The sequence below is a fragment of the Rhodococcus sp. NPDC055112 genome (genome assembly GCF_053607505.1).
Map to the genome: position 1 here is coordinate 94,797 of NZ_JBSGTR010000008.1, position 16,494 is coordinate 111,290.

Here is a 16,494-nt window from a genome sequence, read left to right on the forward strand (position 1 = left end):
GTGAACTCCTTAGATCGGACCGACGCGCCAGCGGGACAGGCGGCGCTCGATGAGGATGAGGATTCCGTTGAAGACGAGACCGAGAAGTGAGATCGCGATGATTCCGGCATACATCTTCGGGATCTGGAAGTTGTACTGCGAGGCCGTGATCAGATATCCCAAACCTGCTTTGGCGCCGACCATCTCGGCTGCGATGAGAACCAGGATCGAGGATGCTGCCGCCATCCGGATGCCGGTGAAGATGGTCGGGACAGCGGCGGGCAGGATCACCTTCTGGAACAGCCGGATCGGTGTGAGGCCCAACGACAGGGCGGACTTGACCAGCAGCGGATCCACCGTCCGGACACCCGAGATGGTGTTCAGCAGGATCGGGAAGGTGCTCGCGTAGATCACGAGGGCGACCTTGGAGGTCTCCCCGATGCCGAGTATCAGCACGAAGACCGGCAGCAACGCGAGCGCGGCCGTGTTGCGCAGCAGCTCGAGGATCGGATTCACGAACTCGGCCACCGGGCGGTACCACGCGATGGCGACGCCGAGCGGGATGGCGATCGCGATGGCGATCGCGAAACCGGTCAGCGCCCGGCTCAGGCTCGCGGAGGCGTGGTTCCACAGTTCACCGCTGGCGGCCAGCTCGCCGAAGGCGCCCGCCACCACGGAGAACGGCGGCAGGAACACCCTGTCCACCAGGCCAAGCCGGGGGGCCAGCTCCCACAGCAGCAAGAACAGGCCGATCGCAAGCGATGGCTTGAGAATCCGCCAGGCGGTGGCGCGGACCGCCCGGCCGCCGCGGGCGAGGGTCCCCGGTCGCCGCGGCACCGCGAGCCGCGGGGAGGGCGCCACCGGACCTGCGGCGACCGGCGGCGCGAGCAGTTCGACACTAGACATGAGCCGTCTCCTTCGATGCGGGCGCCTGCGCCTCGAGTTCCTGGTGCTGAGCGCGCGCCACCTCGTCCTGCAGTTGGCTCCAGATGTGGTGCCGGAACTCCCGGAAGCGCGCGTCGGAGCGGACATCAGCCGCGGTGCGGTCGATGTCGATGTCGATCACCGTCTTCACGCGGCCAGGCCGGGAGGTGAGCACCGCCACCCGCTGCCCCAGGTACACCGCCTCGTCGATGCCGTGCGTGATGAACAGGATGGTCTTGCCGGTGGTGCGCCAGATCCGCAGCAGCTCGTCCTGCAGGGACTCCCTGGTCTGGGCGTCGAGCGCTGCGAACGGCTCGTCCATCAGCAGCACCTCGGGGTCGAAGGCCAGGCTCCGCGCGATCGCGACCCGCTGCTTCATTCCGCCCGACAGTTCGTGCGGGTACCGGTCGCCGAACCCCTGCAACCCGACCAGTTCCAGGTAGTGGCCGGCGATCTCCCGTCGCTGCCGCTTCGGCAGACCCTTTGCCTCCAAACCGAACTCGATGTTGTGGAGCGCCGTCCGCCACGGCAGCAGCGCGTACTGCTGGAAGACGATCCCGCGGTCGAGGCCGGGACCGGTGATCGGTTGACCGTCGAGCAGGATCCGCCCGGACGACGGGGTGGTCAGGCCGCCGAGGAGATCCAGCAGTGTGGACTTGCCGCAGCCACTCGGACCCACCAGGACCAGGAACTCACCGGCTGCGACGTCGATACTGATGTCCTCGATCGCGGTGAACCGGGCCTCGGACCCGCGGATACCGAAGTGCTTGCTGACCCGGTCGAGCCTGAGTTTGGGTTCGGCGGTCATTTGCCTGCCCCCAACGCTTGCCCGTCGGCACCACTGGTGGCGGCGTAGGAGCCGTTCGCGTACGGGTTGTACTCGTTGGTGAACAGGTCGGCCGCCTTCAGCTCACCCGACCTCAGTTCGCCGTTCCTGACCAGCCAATCGATCCAGGTCTGCAACTCGCGGTCGGCGATGACCGCACCCGCGACCGGGATGCCGGGGCTACGCCAGTAGTCCGTGAGCTGCGTGTTCTCGTTGCGGCCGCGCTTACCGATGATCTCCTTGAACTTGGCCACGACCTGGTCCCGTGGCGTGGTCTGGGCCCACCGGACCGCCCGCGCGGTGCCCTGTACGAAGTCCTTCGCCGCCTCGGGGTTCTTGGCGATGAAGTCGTCACGCAGGACGTAGGTGCCGTAGCTGAAGTCCCCGAAGATCGCCGAATCAGTGAAGAGCGGACGCAGTCCCCCGCGGCCTACGGCGGTCTCCCGGAAGACACCCCCGAGTGCGGCGACGTCGATCTGGCCTTCCCTGAGTGCCTGCTCGGTGTTGATCGGGGGAACCACGATCAACTCGACCTGCTTGATCTCGTCGGGCGTGAGCCCCTGTTGGGCCAGCCATTCGCGTACGACGAATTCGTGATGGGCGCCAAGGGTGTTCATGCCGACCTTCTTGCCGATCAGATCCCGAGCGCCTGCGATCGACCCCCCGTCGAGCACGAAGTACCCGGTGAAGGTGCCCTGGTCGGCACCGTACGAGCTCACCACCGAGGTGATCGGGGAACCCGCGGCGTGAAGCTTGACGACCGCGCCGTTGAATGCCATACCGAAGTCGGTCTGCCCGGTGGCCACGGACTGGATGTCCTGTGGGCCGCTGGTGGTGTCACCCACCCATTTCGGCTCGATGCTCTGGAAGTAGCCGAGGTCTGCCGCCAACTCCGGGAAGGTGACCTGTCCCGCCGAGCCCTGGTAGCGCAGCACGGACTTGCCGTCCGCGGTCTGCTCGGCCTCGGACGACCCCGAGCAGGCCCCGACCAGGGAACCGATCGTCACAAGCGCGGCGAGGGCCGCGAGTGCGCGCAGGGGTCGCGGCGGCGTTGATCGTCTCTTGGTCGTCAGTGATGCCATGGTCTGAGTCCTCAGGTCGGGCGTGGCTGGATGGTGCGTCAAAGATGACGGACGCCGCGACCATCGGGAACAGTTCCGTTCACAGGGGTTTTAAGTCGAACTCGTTCGTAGAATCGATCCATGGGCACTGTCGCACTCGCCGAGACCTTCGAATCCCACCGCCGTCACCTGCTGTCGGTCGGCTACCGGATGACCGGCAGCGTGTCCGACGCCGAGGACGCCGTGCAGGAGGCCTGGCTCCGACTCAGCGAGACCGACCCCGACTCCGTCCGCGACCTGCGCGCCTGGTTGACCACCGTGGTCGGACGGATCTGCCTCGATCACCTTCGCAGCGCCGCCGTCCGGCGTGAAAGCTATGTCGGGCAGTGGCTTCCGGAGCCGATTGTGATGCCACTCGGCTCCTCGGGGCCGATCGACCCACTGGAAGCCGTTGTGCGCGAGGAGGATGCGCGGTTGGCGGCGATGGTGGTACTCGATACCCTCGGCCCGGATCAGCGCACCGCCTTCGTGCTGCACGACGGGTTCGGCGTCCCCTTCGACGAGATCGCGGGGATCCTCGGCACCTCGACCGCCACGACCCGGCAACTGGCCTCGCGCGGACGGCGCGCGGTGGCGGGCGTCGAGAAGCCGACGCCGGACGACGAGCACGCGGAGGCGGTGGGCCGGCTGATGGCCGCGATGGCGACGGGCGACCTCCAGGCCGTGCTGGACGCGCTGCACCCGGACGCCCTGGTGATCGGCGATGCCAACGGCACCACCCGCACGGCCGTCAACGTCATCCACGGGTCCGAGAAGTTCGCGCGTTTCTTCCTCGGCCTGATCAATCGCTATGGGGCGCAGTCTCTCCTGTCGGTCGAACCGGTCATGGTCAACGGCCAGCTCGGTTTCGTCACGCACGGGTCGCCCGGGGACGACACACACCCGGGCTTCCCGTCACGCGTGGGGGGCTTCACCGTCCGCGACGGCAAGGTGAGCGCCGCCTATGACATCGCGAACCCGGAGAAGTTCGCGGGCATCAGGCTCCCGGACCGGCCTGCCCCGTGACCGCCTCCTGATCGGCCCACGGAACCCGGCACGCGTCCCCCGAGTTGAACCCCTGCTCGGTGATCCCGAGCGCGGAGTACATCCGGGCCCGCATGTTCTCGAGCCCGATCTGATAGGTCAGTTCGACGACACCGTCCTTGCCGAACCGGCGTTCCAGGTCCGCCACCTGCTCGTCGGTCACGGTCCCCGGAGTCGCCGTCACCGCGTCGGCGTAGGCGATCGCCGCGCGCTCGTCCTCGCTGTAGAGCGGGGAGTCCTCGTAGTCGCCGATCTTCTGGAGCCGCTCGATGTCGAGGCCGTCGAGGCGCTGCAACATGGTGCCGAAGTCCACGCACCAGGAGCACCCGACGGTCCACGCGACGCGGAACACCGCCAGCTCGCGGACGTTTGCGGGCAGCACCTTGGAGGCCTTCTCCGCGGCCATCTCGTGCCTGGCGCAGGCGACGAAGAGCTTCCGATGGTTCGCCAGCACGGTGAAGGGTTCGGGCACCGCGCCGAACCTGCGGCCTGCGAACTTGTAGGCCACCTTGATCAGCGGTCCGGCATCCTTCGGAGCCACCGGCTGGATTCGAGTCATGACGCCCTCCTGTTTCCCGTTGCGGCGACCGTTCGTGCCGCCTACTCCTTGGACGAGACAGCCCCAGAAAACGTGACAACCCTCAGTTCGTCTGCAGATCGCGCCGCCGGAAGGCCGCCGTTCCCAGCAGGCACAGCGCGCCCGCGACGATGGTGGTGACCAGCAATGGCGCCAACCGGAAGTCCACCGCGGGGACCAGCGGCAGGTTCTCGAACGGCGAGACGCTCATCAGCCGGTCCGGGAACTTCAGCGTCGTCCCGAACATCAGGACGAAGAAGCAGAACGCCAAGCCGATCCAGGCGCCGGAGGCGAGCCGCGGCAGGAGGCCGAACAGGAGCAGGGTGAGCCCACCCAGGACCCAGACCGCGGGCAGGTAGACGAGGGTCGCACCGAGCATCCGGGGCACCTGCGCCATGTCGTCGGCGATGATCCCGTACATCAGCCCCATACCGAGGCCGGCGAGCGCCAGCACCAGGGCCGACCCGGCCAGCGTGATCGCCGCGTGGCCCGCCATCCAGCGGATCCGGGTCAGCGCGGTGGAGAGCAGCGGCTCGAGATGCCCGGCCGCCTCCTCCGCACGCGGCCGGAGCGCGGAGGAGATGGTGTACGCGGACCCGATCATGGCGAGCATCGCGGCGGCCATCGTGTAGAACGCGTCGACCATGCTCGCGCTCTCCTGCCCGAGCAACTCACCGATGTCGACATCGCCGAGCAGGTCACCGACGTCATTGCCGATCGTGCCGAACGCCAATCCGCCGAGGAACAACCCGACCGACCAGCCGACCAGCGTGCCGCGCTGCAACCGCCAGGCGAGACCGAACTCGCCGAGCAACCCCTGCGGAGCGCGGGCGGGACCCGGCCGCGGGGGGAACACGCCCGCGCCGACGTCACGATGGTCCAGCACCCGGAGCGCGCCGAGGCCGACGGCCACGGCGACGACGAGCGACAGCAGTGCAGGCCACCAGATCTCGCCGTCGTACGGCCGCATCGCCTGACCCCAGCCCAACGGCGAGAGCCACGACAGCGCACCACTTCCGACGTCGCCGACCGCGCGCAGCACGTAGGCCACGCCGATCGCGGCCCCTGTGATGCCGTAGACGGTCCTGGTGTTCTCGGTGATCTGCGCGGCCAGCAGCGCGACCGCCGCGAACACCAGGCCCGCGCAGGTGGCGCCCACGCCGAGAGCAAGCGATCCCGCCGCGGCCAGACCGTAGGAGATCAGGCTCAGCGCGACCACAGCGCCGTAGAGCACGTTCGCCGCCGTCGCGATGATCGCCGCCGCGACGAACGGCGCGTGGCGCCCGACGACGGAGGACCGGATCAGCTCGTCGCGGCCGGTTTCCTCGTTGGCGCGGGTGTGCCGACCGACCACGAACATGCTCATCAGGCCCGCGACGATCATCCCGAAGGCACTGGCCTGGAAGGCCACCTGGCCACCGATCGTGTCGAGGGCACGCGGCGGTCCGGCCATGGCCACCATGGCCGCGTTGCCCTCCATGCTGGCTGCGACCGCATCGAGCTCAGGCTGGGTCGGATACGCGATGTCGACCCCGACGGCTTGCGAGTAATAGACGAAGGCACCCGCGAGGACCCACAGGACCAGCGCGAACCTCTCGCGCCGGAAACCGAACCGGGTCAGTGTCGCGGTGCCGGCCAGTGTGGTCACGATTCCTCCACCCCGGCCGCCGCGAGCTCGTCGCCGTAGTGCCGCAGGAACAACTCCTCCAGGGTCGGCGGCTGGCTGGTGAGGGTGCGGATGCCGAAACGGGTGAGGTGCGTGATCGCCTCGTCCAGTTCGCCCGTGTCCACCTGGAACCGGGACCTGGTCCCCTCCACCACCAGGTCGTGCACACCGGCCAGCTCGGCCAGACCGGTCGCCGGGCTCCTGGTCTCGCAGGCGATGGAGGTCCGGGTGAGGTGTCGCAGGTCGGCCATGCTGCCGGACTCGATCGACCTGCCGAGCCGGATGATCGTGAGTCGGTCGCACAGGGCCTCCACCTGGGCGAGGATGTGGCTCGACAGCAGCACCGTGCGCCCCTGCTCCGTGACCTCGGTGATGCACTCCTGGAACACCGCCTCCATGAGCGGGTCCAACCCGGAGGTGGGCTCGTCGAGGATCAGCAGTTCCACGTCGGAGGACAGGGCCGCGACGAGCGCCACCTTCTGCCGATTGCCCTTGGAGTAGGTCCGGCCCTTCTTGGTCGGATCCAGGTCGAACCGCTCGAGCAGCTCGGCCCTGCGTCGCTCGTCGAGGCCGCCGCGCAACCGTCCGAGTAGGTCGATCACCTCGCCGCCGGAGAGAGTGGGCCACAGATTCACGTCGCCGGGGACGTAGGCGAGACGCTTGTGGAGTCCGGCCGCCTCGCGCCAGGGGTCGCCGCCGAGCAGCCGCACGTTGCCGCTGTCGGCACGGAGCAGGCCGAGCAGCACCCGGATGGTGGTGGACTTGCCCGACCCGTTGGGGCCGAGGAAGCCGTGTACCTCCCCGGTGCGCACCTGGAGCTCGAGGCCGTCCAGGGCCCGCGTTCGGCCGAAGGTCTTGACCAGGTCCGAGATCTCGATCGCGGCGCTCATGTATCGACGGTAGAACGGTCCTGCCACGCACTGCTGCGATTTGCCGAGTCGTGGCGTCGGCAGTTCGTCGACCATGCGGTCGGAACCCGCCAGGACGGCGAATAGGCTGTGACGATGCCCGCAGCACGCCACTCGCAGACGGTCTCGCGCCTGCAACCGTTCAGCTCCACCATCTTCGCGGAGATGACAGCGCTCGCCGTGCGGACGGGCGCGATCAACCTGGGCCAGGGCTTTCCCGACACGGACGGCCCGACCGCGATGCTCGAGGTCGCCAGATCCGCGATCGCCGACGGCCTCAACCAGTATCCGCCGGGTCCGGGGATGCCGGTCCTGCGCGAGGCCATCGCCGCCGACCGCGCGGCCCGATACGGGCTGGAGTACGACCCGGACACCGAGGTGCTGGTGACGGTCGGCGCCACCGAGGCGATCAGCGCGACCCTGCTCGGCCTGGTCGAACCGGGCCAGGAGGTGGTGCTCGTCGAGCCGTACTACGACTCGTACGCCGCGGCCGTCGCGCTCGCAGGAGGCGTTCGCCGGTCCGTGTCCCTGGTCCCGGACGGCGACGGCTTCGCCCTCGACCTCGACGCGCTGCGCACCGCGGTCGGCCCGAACACCCGGATGCTGGTGCTCAACACCCCGCACAACCCGACCGGCACGGTGTTCACGGACGCGGAACTTCGCGCCGTCGCGGAGCTCGCCACCTCGCGCGACCTGCTGGTGCTGAGCGACGAGGTGTACGAGCACCTGGTCTTCGACGGGCGCACCCATACCCCCCTGGCGGCGCTGCCGGGGATGGCGGACCGGACCGTCACCGTGTCCAGCGCGGGCAAGACCTTCAGCGTGACCGGATGGAAGACGGGCTGGGTGTGCGGCCCCGCCGAGCTCGTGGACGCGGTCCGCGCGGCCAAGCAGTTCCTGACCTTCGTCGCGGGCGGCCCGTTCCAGCCCGCGGTCGCGCACGCGCTGACCCACGAGCAGGCCTGGGTGACGGGTCTGCGAGAAGACCTGCAGCGCAAGCGGGACGTGCTCAGCGGGGCCCTGCGCGAGGCGGGCTTCGGGGTACACGCGAGCGGCGGCACCTACTTCGTGTGTGCGGACATCACCCCGTTCGGCACCACCGACGGCGAGGCGTTCTGCCGCGCGCTGCCGGAACGGATCGGGGTGGCCGCGGTGCCGGTGAGCGTCTTCGCGGACCACAAGGCGCCGTGGAATCACGTGGTCCGCTTCGCATTCTGTAAGCGCGACGAGGTACTCGCCGAGGCCGCCGAGCGCCTCATGGGGCTGGCGGGGCGGTGGTGACGCGGCGATGAGTCAGCGCACAATTCCCGCGGACTTCGTGCGCAGGGCCGCCGCCTTGGCCGCAAGCGGTGGGTTCGACATGTCGATCCCCCTTGCGGCCGCGGGCATCACCCTGCCCATGCTGCGCGACGAGAACGCACGGTTGACCGCCGACCAGCTGACGCTGTTCACCCAGGCGGCCTGGCAACTGACCGGCGACGAACTGTTCGGCCTCGGCGCCGCACCGGTGCCTCGCGGCACGTTCAAACTGGTCTGCCTGTCGCTGATCCACACCCCCGACCTCGGCAGCGCGCTCGAGCGGATGGCTGATGTCATGCGGGCCCTCCCCGGTCCGCCGCCGCTGCGGATTCGAACCGGCGAGTCGACCACCCGGCTCCAGGTCGTGATCCCCCGGCGGGACGAAGCGCTGCCCGCCGCGACCGCGGACGCCGCCGACCGACTGCTCACGGACTTCGAGCTGATACTCCTGCACCGGTTCGCGGCCTGGCTGGTCGGCAAGCGGGTCAAGCTGATCTCGGTGGAAGTGCCGTATCCGGCTCCGGATCCGTCGCTGGCCAGGAATTACGACGTGATCTTCGGCGTCAAGGTCACCTTCGGCGCCGACATGGCAGCACTCGAATTCGACAACGCCGTGATGCGTGCGCCGATCATCCAGACCGAGGAGACGCTGGAGGACTACCTGCGGGAGTCTCCGAATCTGCTTTTCTCCGAACGGGATTACGACAGCACGGCCTCCGCGCAGGTCCGCAAGGTCCTCGAGTCCGGGGTCAAGGGCCGCACCTCCACGGCCGACGACATCGCGGAGATGCTCTCGATCAGCGTCCCGCACCTGCGCCGGCTGCTGCGGCAGGAGGGCACCTCGCTCAATCAACTCCGGGAGGAGGTGCTCCGCGACGCGGCCATCTCCGGACTCGGCCGCGGCGAGTCCGTCGACGACCTGTCGGCGCGGCTGGGGTTCTCCGAGCCCAGCGCGTTCCGGCGTGCCTTCAAGCGGTGGACCGGCGAGACCCCTGGCGCATACCGCTAGCGGCCGAGCAGGCGCTCAGCTGACGCAGAACTCGTTGCCCTCGGGGTCGGCCATCGTGATCCACCACTGCGGACCCACCTGCCCGCGATGCAGGACCGTGGCGCCGCGGGCGACGAGGCCATCGGCCACCGCCTGCTTGTCCTCGCCGACCCGGACGTCGAAGTGCAGCCGGTTCTTCACCGACTTCGCCTCGGGCACCAACTGGAACAACACCCGCGGGCGTTCCTGGTGCTCGGGGTCGCTGATCGCGGCCCCCAGTTTCCAGACCAGGGTGCCCTCGAACACCTGGGTGTCCTCCTCGGCGGCGTGCCCGGCGGCGACCAGCCCGCGGATGAAGTCCTCGTCGCTCGGCTCGACCCGCCAACCGAGGGTCTGCGCCCACCACTTGGCCTGGGTGTGCGGGTCGGCGGAATCCACTGTCACCTGAAATTCGTATCCCATGTCGCGACAGTACGACCGGGGACCGACAGCGTCCGGGGACTCAGGGCCTGACCAGGATCCTGATCGGATCGCCCTCGTGCTTGTCCAGCTTCTCGATGCCGACCAGGACGTCCTCCAGCGAGACTATCTCGCTGATCGAGCGCGAGACGTCGAGACGACCGCGGGACAGCAGTTCCGCCAGGGTCTCGATGTCGACGTTCTTGTAGCCGAGATGGCCCTTGACCTGCTTCTTCGACAGCCCGAAGGCGGTTGTGGTGCCGAGAAGCGCCTCCTGGTCGCTCAGCCCGACCACGATGAGCCTGCCGCCGACGGCCAGGCAGTCCAGCGCCTGGGAGAACGTGACCGCGAGACCCGCCGAATCGAAGGCGACGTCGAGCATCCTGCCGCCGGTGGCCTCGGCGACCCTCGCCCTCAGTTCCGGGTCCCTGGAGTCGAAGGCATGGTCCGCGCCGAGTTCGAGGGCCCGCTCCCGGACCACCGGGTTGATGTCGAACGCGAGGATCGGGACCGCACCGACCAGGCGCGCGAGCTGCACGATATGGGTGCCGATGCCGCCGACGCCCCACACCCCGACGGCCTCCCCCACCCTGACCTCCCCGGTGCGCACGACGGCGCCGTAGGGCGTGGACACCGCGTCGGCCAGGATCGCCGCCTGATCGAACGGGACGTTGTCGGGGATCCGGGTCAGCCCGCCTGCCTGCGCCACCGTGTACTCGGCCCAGGCGCCGTCGTAGGCGAACGCCATCAGCTGGATGTTCAAGCAGTTGGTGAGATCCCCGCGCCTGCAGTTGCGGCACCGGAGGCAGGCCTTACCCGCGGACGGGATGACCCGGTCGCCCACCGTCCAGCCCGCAACTCCCGCACCGAGTTCCGCGATGGTGCCCGACGCCTCGTGACCCTGGGTGACCACCGGCAGCATTGCGGGGAAGGTTCCGTTGATCAGGCTCAGATCGGAGTGGCAGATCCCGCAGTACTCGACCTTGACGAGCACCTCCCCCTGACCCGGCTCGGGTATCGGGACATCCTCCACCACAGTCTTTTTGGAGTCGGCATGGAATCGTGCGGCGCGCATGGTCTCCGCCATGGTCGGCTCCCTTCAGCCGTGTTCGATGTAGGCCTCGAGTTGGTCGCGTTCACCCTGCAGCTCGCCGATCCGGCTCTTCACCACGTCGCCGATGCTGACGATGCCGACCAGTCGGCCGTCCACGATCACGGGCAGGTGCCGGATCCGGCGCTCGGTCATGGTCTCGGCGAGGCTGTCGACGCTGTCGGTCGGCAGGCAGGCGAACACCGCCGTGGTCATGATGTCCCCGACCCGGGCGTTCAGCAGGTCGGCACCGCGCTCGTGGATGCGGCGCACCACATCGCGCTCGGTCACGATGCCGACCACCTCGTCGTTCTCGACCACGACGAGGGCGCCCACGTTGTGCCTGGCGAGTTCGCCGATCAGCACGCCGACCGTGATCCCCGGCCCGACCGTCGCCACCGCCGGGCCCTTGTTCCGCAACACATCCGCTATCTGCATCTGGACACTCCGATCCATCCGCGCTCGGCTACCGCTGTGTCGATCATAGGCAGCCGGAAGCCCCGCCGACCATCAACGGACGAAGGAATCCGGGGCGCATCGCCGCCGGTCAGGCGACCGTCGGCCGGGACCTGTCGAGGGCGAGGGTGACGGCCAGCCCGCCGAGCACCGATCCCATCACGTAGCGCTGCACCCGCAACCAGCCGGGCCTGGCGTCGAGGAGCGTCGAAATGGTGCCGGCCACAACGACGATCGCGGCATTCACGGTCAACGCGACCGCGATCTGCACGCCGCCGAGACCGAGACTCTGGGCCCAGACCCGCCCCGCAGCCGGATCGATGAACTGCGGGATCAGCGCCAGGTACATGATGGCGATCTTCGGGTTGAGCAGGTTCGTGACCAGCCCCATCGTGAACAGGCGCGTGGCGGAATCGGCAGCGAGCCGCCGGGGCGCGAACACCGAGACCCCTCCCGGCCGGAGCGCCTGCCAGGCCAGCCACCCCAGATAGCCCGCCCCCGCGAGCTTCACCGCGAGGTAGAGCTGCGGCACCGCGACGAAGACCGCCGAGATCCCCGCGGTCGCGGCCGCCAGGTAGCAGGCGAAGCCGACGGCGACGCCACCGAGCGAGATCAGTCCCGCGCGCCTGCCCTGGGTGACGCTGCGCGAGACGAGGTACATCATGTTCGGCCCGGGGGTGAGCACCATGCCCAGTGCGACCGCCGAGACCCCGAGAACTGCCGCGCCGGTGATCATGGCGATGAGGTTCGCACGGGGCGCACGCCCTTGTCGCGGGCCAGTTGAGCGCCACTGGCTATCCAACTGAGATGACACATATCCGTGTCATCTCAGTCATAACTGTTACCGTCGAGGGGTGCCGCACGACACGCAGCTGATCTTCGCCGACCACGTCGGCCGCTTCTATGCACGCCAGTACGGGTTTCCGCCGATGGCGGGGCGACTGCTGGGATACCTTTTCGTCTGCGATCCGCCACAGCAGACGATCGACGAGCTGGGCGACGCGCTGCTGGCTAGCCGAAGCGCCGTGACCGGCGCCGTCAAGCTGCTCGAGGGCTATCAGATGGCGCGGCGGACCCGCGTCGCGGGCGAGCGGATGGACCGGGTGAGCCTGGATACCGTGAGCAGGCAACCCCAGAACTTCGATTCCGCCGTCCATCGCGAGCACGCGGCACTGTTCAGGGAGGGGCTGGCGCTGCTGGCCGACGCCCCGCCAGATCGTCGCGCGCCCCTCGAGGAGATGGTCGCGCTGGCCGAGTTCCTCAGCGAGCGACTTCCTGCCCTGCTCGACGAGTGGCACGCCCATCGCGACGAACTCCGCCGATCGGGAGCGCTTCCCGCTCCCCACATCTGAGAGGTTGCCGATCATGACCGAACACGACCTGACCACCCTGCGGCAGCGCGCCGAGGACGGCGACGCGACCGCCCTCGACGAGTTGATCCAGCTCGCCGTCGAACTCGGCGACTTGGGCGAACTCCGGCGACTCGCCGACGGCGGAAACTCCGACGCGACAGACGAGCTGATCCAACTCGCAGGCGAGGCGGGTGACATGGACGAACTGCGGCGACTCGCCGACGGCGGTAATTCCGACGCCGCCGACCAGCTCATCGAACTCGCCACCGAACGGGACGACCTCGACGAACTGCGGCGCCTCGCCGAGCGGGGCAACACCACCGCGGCCGAACAGCTCGCGGAGCTCACCGCCGAATAGCAGCCCAGTACTAGAACAATTGTTCGATCTCGGCGTAGAATTCCGCCCGTGGACATCGCGGTGCAGGCGTCGCTGTTCGACGACCCGACCGAGGGCGCTCGGCTCGAGCCGCTCGGTGACAGCGTCCGCAGGCGTGAACTGACCTCGGGCGCCTGGATCGACGTGCGCCCCGGCTGGCTGCAGGGATCCGAACGGCTGTTCACCGACCTCGTCGACACGGTCCCGTGGCGGGCCGAGCGCAGGCAGATGTACGACCGCGTCGTCGACGTCCCGCGTCTGGTGAGCTTCTACGCCGAGGACGCCACCCTTCCCGACCCACTGCTCACCGAGGCCAGGACGGCCCTCGACGCGCACTACCGGCGCGAGCTCGGCGAGCCGTTCGCCACCGCCGGGCTCTGCTACTACCGCGACGGCGCCGACAGCGTCGCCTGGCACGGCGACACCATCGGGCGCGGCGGCACCGAGGACACGATGGTCGCGATCGTCTCCCTCGGGGCCGCGAGGACCCTGGCCCTGCGGCCCCGCGGTGGCGGAGCCTCCCTTCGGTACTCGCTCGGCCACGGCGACCTGTTGGTCATGGGCGGGTCCTGCCAGCGGACCTGGGAGCACGCCGTCCCCAAGAGCACCCGCCCCACCGGACCGCGGATCAGCGTGCAGTTCCGGACGCGCGGCGTGCGCTGACCGCGCCCGCGAGCCGGTCGAGCTGGGCCTCGGTGGTGTCCCAATCCAGGCAGGCGTCCGTGATCGACTGACCGTAGGTGAGCTCGTCCGCCCGCCCCAGGGTCAGGTCCTGACGGCCCGCGACGAGGAAGCTCTCCAGCATCAGCCCCGAGATGCCGGCCTCGCCCGCCTCGATCCGCGCCGCGACATCGGTGACCACGTCGACCTGCTTGTTGTGGTCCTTGCGGCTGTTGCCGTGGCTGGCGTCGATGACGACCCGCTCGGGCAGGCCCGCCTTCGCCAGTCGCGCCATGGTGTCCGCGACGGTCGCGGCGTCGTAGTTCGGGCCGTCGGTGCCACCGCGCAGGATGACGTGGCAATCCGGGTTCCCCGCTGTGCGGATCAGCGCGGACAGCCCGTTGAGGTCGGTGCCGGGGAACACGTGGCTCGCCGCCGCCGCCCTGGTCCCGTCGACCGCCACCTGCACGTCGCCCTCGGTCGAGTTCTTGATCCCGACCGGCATCGACAGCGCGCTGCAGAGCTGGCGGTGCACCTGGCTCGCGGCGGTCCTTGCGCCGATCGCGCCGTAGCTGACCAGATCCGCGATGTACTGCGGCGTGATCGGGTCGAGGAACTCGCACCCCACAGGCAGGCCGAGCGACGAGATGTCCAGCAGCAGTTTGCGTCCCATCCGCAGGCCGGTGTTGATGTCGAAGCTGCCGTCGAGGTGCGGGTCGTTGACCAAACCCTTCCACCCGAGCGTCGTGCGCGGCTTCTCGAAGTACACCCGCATCACGATGTGCAGGTCGTCGCGATGCTGTTCGGCCTTCGCCGCGAGCCGGCGCGCGTAATCCATCGCGGCCTCCGGGTCGTGCACGGAGCACGGACCGACCACCACGATCAGGCGGTCGTCGCGGCCCTCGAGGATGTTCACGGTCGCGTCCCGACCGCTGCGCACCGTCGCGGCGACGGCGGGGTCGACGGCGTATTCGCGACGCAGTTCGGCCGGCGCGGCCAACGGACTGATCGAGACGGTGCGCTGGTCGTCGAGGCCGAGCGCATCGGTGTCGAGAGTGAGGGTCATGGGTGTCCTGTTCGTTCAGGCCGACCCAGGAGAATGCATGCACACCCGCGAGCCGGTCGATAGCGGCTCGGGGTGGAGGAAGTCAGCGCGTGGTTACGCCGACCGGCCCACCCGGGGCCAGCCTGCTAAACCAGAAATATGCGCGCTGCATGGGCGCCACTGTAGCAGCGCCCCGCGACCCCCCTGTGAACGGTCACCGTAGTTGGCAATTCGTCAGGTAGTTGGCACGGTTGTCACCGTAGTTGGCAATTTGCCAGGTAGTTGTCACAGCAGGGCCGATCTTGGCCGAATCCGGCTGCCAGGTACCGCCGTCGGTATCGGCGTGGATGGAGCGAGGTGCTTGATCGACGCGCTCGACGATCAGTCTTCGTCGTCCTCGTCCTCATCGTCGTCCTCTTCGTCGTCCCATTCTTCTTCGGGTTCGTCGGTCCACGCTTGATGCTTGGGGCTGACGAGCCGCATGGTGACGGCCCCGAGCCCAGCCGAGAGGATGATCACCACGTTCGGCAGATCCCAACGAAGTTCCTCGACAATACCGGCGGTAACGGGGGTTCCATCCCCGAACTCCGCGGCCATCGGCACGCTCAACTCGGCGAGGAACTCCGCCATCACCTCCGGAATATCGGTGTCGGGATCGGCTACGTCGGTCACCCACAACCGTATGTTTTGGAGGGGTCCCCAAGTCAGGGACGCGTTGCCGCTGCGACGATTGATGTCGAGGTTCGTGGTGAGGGTGGCTCCGGTATCGGAGAAGCGCTCTGCTTGCCAGCCGGCGGCGGCGCAGAAACGTTCGAGGTCCTCGGAGTCCCACGTCCAGCAGAAATGGGCGGCCAGGCGCGCGATTCCGACCGCGCCTTCGATATCAGCGTGCACGATCAGCAATCATGCCTTTCGCAGCCGACAGGATGATCACCACGTTCGGCGGATCCCAGCGAAGTTCCTTACGATGCCAGCGGTGAGGGTTGATTTCGGTACCGGATGCGATCTCGCCGACCTCGATCGCTAGTCCTCGTCCTCGTACTCCGGTTCGGGCTCATCCATCCATGCTTGATATCCCGGACTCGTCAGATCGAGGTGGATCGCACTGAAGCTCATACTGAGTTCGACGACCACTTTGGACAGGTCCCATCTGAGAGCTGCCTTTGGTCCGGGTTCGGCGCTCGTGGCTGTCCCCAGGAGTGCGGTAAGTGCCACATCGAGTTTCGTGAACCCTTCGTCCAGCAGCGGGCGCACCACTGTCATGGGCGTAGCGTCATCTGCCAGATCCGTGACGTAGATCGTGATCCACTTCATTCTGTGTTGCCGCCCGAACATGTGCGCCGTCGGTCGGCTGACATGAAAGTTCGTCCGAATCGAGCCGCCGCCTTGCCTGAGTTCGACGAGCTCCCATCCGGCTTGTGCGCAGAAGGGTTCCAGGTCATCGACGGCCCAGGTCCAGTCGAATTCTGCTGCGAGGCGGGCGATCCGGGTGGCGCCTTCGATGTCGACGTGCATGCGTGGATGCTACTTCCTTCGTTTTCGAGCTTGCGTGGCGACGAAGCCCACGGGTACGAGGACCCCACTACCCTCGCTCACGCGGTCGACGGCTGATGGCTGATGGCCGATGGCCGAACTACTTTCGAAGAACGCCCTGGTTGGGCAGCATCGGCATCATGCGCACATCGCAGGCGACTCCATCAGCCGACCCGGCATGAATCAACGCACTTGTGCCTGGCCGGTCCCGC

19 protein-coding genes are annotated in these 16,494 nt (G+C 68.3%); 6 read left to right on the forward strand and 13 right to left on the reverse strand.

From position 1 onward, the window contains the following. Positions 1 to 9: 9 nt before the first annotated feature. From ACWFRB_RS06590 to ACWFRB_RS06600, 3 genes are read right to left on the reverse strand one after another with little or no spacing between them, the layout of a single operon-like run. Positions 10 to 885, reverse strand: coding sequence for an ABC transporter permease (locus ACWFRB_RS06590; RefSeq protein ID WP_452639671.1), 876 nt, complete (start codon positions 883 to 885; stop codon positions 10 to 12). Further along, positions 878 to 1,711 carry an ABC transporter ATP-binding protein gene (locus ACWFRB_RS06595; protein WP_452639672.1) on the reverse strand — a complete coding sequence of 278 codons (834 nt, stop codon included), beginning with the start codon at positions 1,709 to 1,711 and terminating at the stop codon, positions 878 to 880. Before ACWFRB_RS06595 ends, ACWFRB_RS06590 begins: the two co-directional genes overlap by 8 nt. Beyond that, positions 1,708 to 2,811, reverse strand: a complete 1,104-nt coding sequence (locus tag ACWFRB_RS06600; protein ID WP_452639673.1) for an ABC transporter substrate-binding protein — start codon at positions 2,809 to 2,811, stop codon at positions 1,708 to 1,710. The genes ACWFRB_RS06595 and ACWFRB_RS06600 overlap by 4 nt, the downstream gene beginning before the upstream one ends. Before the next feature lie 120 nt (positions 2,812 to 2,931). Here ACWFRB_RS06600 and ACWFRB_RS06605 point away from each other — a divergent pair, with 120 nt between their 5' ends. Beyond that, on the forward strand, positions 2,932 to 3,855 hold the full coding sequence (locus ACWFRB_RS06605) for a sigma-70 family RNA polymerase sigma factor (RefSeq protein WP_452639675.1): 924 nt from the start codon (positions 2,932 to 2,934) through the stop codon (positions 3,853 to 3,855). On the opposite strand, the gene ACWFRB_RS06610 is transcribed toward ACWFRB_RS06605, so the two are convergent. From ACWFRB_RS06610 to ACWFRB_RS06620, 3 genes are all read right to left on the reverse strand, one after another. Then, on the reverse strand, positions 3,827 to 4,432 hold the full coding sequence (locus ACWFRB_RS06610) for a carboxymuconolactone decarboxylase family protein (protein WP_452639677.1): 606 nt from the start codon (positions 4,430 to 4,432) through the stop codon (positions 3,827 to 3,829). The genes ACWFRB_RS06605 and ACWFRB_RS06610 overlap by 29 nt on opposite strands. Before the next feature lie 82 nt (positions 4,433 to 4,514). Then, positions 4,515 to 6,098: an ABC transporter permease gene (locus ACWFRB_RS06615; protein ID WP_452639678.1), complete on the reverse strand. Its 1,584-nt coding sequence runs from the start codon at positions 6,096 to 6,098 to the stop codon at positions 4,515 to 4,517. Beyond that, positions 6,095 to 7,006 carry an ATP-binding cassette domain-containing protein gene (locus ACWFRB_RS06620; RefSeq protein WP_452639680.1) on the reverse strand — a complete coding sequence of 304 codons (912 nt, stop codon included), beginning with the start codon at positions 7,004 to 7,006 and terminating at the stop codon, positions 6,095 to 6,097. The genes ACWFRB_RS06615 and ACWFRB_RS06620 overlap by 4 nt, the downstream gene beginning before the upstream one ends. 114 nt (positions 7,007 to 7,120) lie before the next feature. Between ACWFRB_RS06620 and ACWFRB_RS06625 the strand changes: the two genes are divergently transcribed. After that, positions 7,121 to 8,305, forward strand: coding sequence for a pyridoxal phosphate-dependent aminotransferase (locus ACWFRB_RS06625; protein ID WP_452639682.1), 1,185 nt, complete (start codon positions 7,121 to 7,123; stop codon positions 8,303 to 8,305). A gap of 7 nt (positions 8,306 to 8,312) precedes the next feature. Next, positions 8,313 to 9,332 carry an AraC family transcriptional regulator gene (locus ACWFRB_RS06630; RefSeq protein ID WP_452639684.1) on the forward strand — a complete coding sequence of 340 codons (1,020 nt, stop codon included), beginning with the start codon at positions 8,313 to 8,315 and terminating at the stop codon, positions 9,330 to 9,332. Between the two features lie 15 nt (positions 9,333 to 9,347). Here the strand turns inward: ACWFRB_RS06630 and ACWFRB_RS06635 are convergent, their stop codons facing one another. From ACWFRB_RS06635 to ACWFRB_RS06650, 4 genes are all read right to left on the reverse strand, one after another. Continuing rightward, a complete protein-coding gene (locus ACWFRB_RS06635) occupies positions 9,348 to 9,773 on the reverse strand; it encodes a VOC family protein (protein WP_452639686.1) in 426 nt (141 codons plus the stop codon). A 40-nt stretch (positions 9,774 to 9,813) separates the two neighbouring features. Then, positions 9,814 to 10,857 carry a zinc-binding dehydrogenase gene (locus ACWFRB_RS06640; protein WP_452639688.1) on the reverse strand — a complete coding sequence of 348 codons (1,044 nt, stop codon included), beginning with the start codon at positions 10,855 to 10,857 and terminating at the stop codon, positions 9,814 to 9,816. A gap of 12 nt (positions 10,858 to 10,869) precedes the next feature. Next, positions 10,870 to 11,298, reverse strand: coding sequence for a CBS domain-containing protein (locus ACWFRB_RS06645; RefSeq protein WP_452639689.1), 429 nt, complete (start codon positions 11,296 to 11,298; stop codon positions 10,870 to 10,872). 109 nt (positions 11,299 to 11,407) lie between these two features. Next, the gene (locus ACWFRB_RS06650) at positions 11,408 to 12,052 is read right to left on the reverse strand and encodes a LysE family translocator (RefSeq protein ID WP_452639691.1); all 645 of its coding nucleotides are present in this window, start codon (positions 12,050 to 12,052) and stop codon (positions 11,408 to 11,410) included. A gap of 118 nt (positions 12,053 to 12,170) precedes the next feature. Here ACWFRB_RS06650 and ACWFRB_RS06655 point away from each other — a divergent pair, with 118 nt between their 5' ends. From ACWFRB_RS06655 to ACWFRB_RS06665, 3 genes are read left to right on the forward strand one after another with little or no spacing between them, the layout of a single operon-like run. Beyond that, entirely contained in the window at positions 12,171 to 12,668 is a 498-nt protein-coding gene (locus tag ACWFRB_RS06655; protein ID WP_452639693.1) for a GbsR/MarR family transcriptional regulator, read from the forward strand. Positions 12,669 to 12,681: 13 nt separating this feature from the next. Continuing rightward, a complete protein-coding gene (locus tag ACWFRB_RS06660) occupies positions 12,682 to 13,026 on the forward strand; it encodes a hypothetical protein (protein WP_452639695.1) in 345 nt (114 codons plus the stop codon). Positions 13,027 to 13,074: 48 nt separating this feature from the next. Continuing rightward, a complete protein-coding gene (locus ACWFRB_RS06665; RefSeq protein WP_452639697.1) occupies positions 13,075 to 13,707 on the forward strand; it encodes an alpha-ketoglutarate-dependent dioxygenase AlkB in 633 nt (210 codons plus the stop codon). Here ACWFRB_RS06665 and ACWFRB_RS06670 read toward each other — a convergent pair. The 3 genes from ACWFRB_RS06670 to ACWFRB_RS06680 form a co-directional block, all read right to left on the reverse strand. Continuing rightward, entirely contained in the window at positions 13,673 to 14,770 is a 1,098-nt protein-coding gene (locus tag ACWFRB_RS06670) for a 3-deoxy-7-phosphoheptulonate synthase (RefSeq protein WP_452639698.1), read from the reverse strand. The two genes, ACWFRB_RS06665 and ACWFRB_RS06670, sit on opposite strands and share 35 nt — an antisense overlap. 360 nt (positions 14,771 to 15,130) lie before the next feature. Beyond that, positions 15,131 to 15,643, reverse strand: coding sequence for a DUF6301 family protein (locus tag ACWFRB_RS06675; protein WP_452639700.1), 513 nt, complete (start codon positions 15,641 to 15,643; stop codon positions 15,131 to 15,133). Positions 15,644 to 15,772: 129 nt separating this feature from the next. Beyond that, positions 15,773 to 16,264: a DUF6301 family protein gene (locus ACWFRB_RS06680; protein ID WP_452639701.1), complete on the reverse strand. Its 492-nt coding sequence runs from the start codon at positions 16,262 to 16,264 to the stop codon at positions 15,773 to 15,775. Positions 16,265 to 16,494: the final 230 nt, after the last annotated feature.

Excerpts from the sequence above, each read along its gene's own strand:
- ACWFRB_RS06590 (WP_452639671.1), bottom strand. The coding sequence starts at position 885 with ATGTCTAGTGTCGAACTGCTCGCGCCGCCGGTCGCCGCAGGTCCGGTG.
- ACWFRB_RS06595 (WP_452639672.1), bottom strand. The coding sequence starts at position 1,711 with ATGACCGCCGAACCCAAACTCAGGCTCGACCGGGTCAGCAAGCACTTC.
- ACWFRB_RS06600 (WP_452639673.1), bottom strand. The coding sequence starts at position 2,811 with ATGGCATCACTGACGACCAAGAGACGATCAACGCCGCCGCGACCCCTG.
- ACWFRB_RS06605 (WP_452639675.1), top strand. The coding sequence starts at position 2,932 with ATGGGCACTGTCGCACTCGCCGAGACCTTCGAATCCCACCGCCGTCAC.
- ACWFRB_RS06610 (WP_452639677.1), bottom strand. The coding sequence starts at position 4,432 with ATGACTCGAATCCAGCCGGTGGCTCCGAAGGATGCCGGACCGCTGATC.
- ACWFRB_RS06620 (WP_452639680.1), bottom strand. The coding sequence starts at position 7,006 with ATGAGCGCCGCGATCGAGATCTCGGACCTGGTCAAGACCTTCGGCCGA.
- ACWFRB_RS06625 (WP_452639682.1), top strand. The coding sequence starts at position 7,121 with ATGCCCGCAGCACGCCACTCGCAGACGGTCTCGCGCCTGCAACCGTTC.
- ACWFRB_RS06630 (WP_452639684.1), top strand. The coding sequence starts at position 8,313 with ATGAGTCAGCGCACAATTCCCGCGGACTTCGTGCGCAGGGCCGCCGCC.
- ACWFRB_RS06635 (WP_452639686.1), bottom strand. The coding sequence starts at position 9,773 with ATGGGATACGAATTTCAGGTGACAGTGGATTCCGCCGACCCGCACACC.
- ACWFRB_RS06640 (WP_452639688.1), bottom strand. The coding sequence starts at position 10,857 with ATGGCGGAGACCATGCGCGCCGCACGATTCCATGCCGACTCCAAAAAG.
- ACWFRB_RS06645 (WP_452639689.1), bottom strand. The coding sequence starts at position 11,298 with ATGCAGATAGCGGATGTGTTGCGGAACAAGGGCCCGGCGGTGGCGACG.
- ACWFRB_RS06650 (WP_452639691.1), bottom strand. The coding sequence starts at position 12,052 with ATGATCACCGGCGCGGCAGTTCTCGGGGTCTCGGCGGTCGCACTGGGC.
- ACWFRB_RS06660 (WP_452639695.1), top strand. The coding sequence starts at position 12,682 with ATGACCGAACACGACCTGACCACCCTGCGGCAGCGCGCCGAGGACGGC.
- ACWFRB_RS06670 (WP_452639698.1), bottom strand. The coding sequence starts at position 14,770 with ATGACCCTCACTCTCGACACCGATGCGCTCGGCCTCGACGACCAGCGC.
- ACWFRB_RS06680 (WP_452639701.1), bottom strand. The coding sequence starts at position 16,264 with ATGCACGTCGACATCGAAGGCGCCACCCGGATCGCCCGCCTCGCAGCA.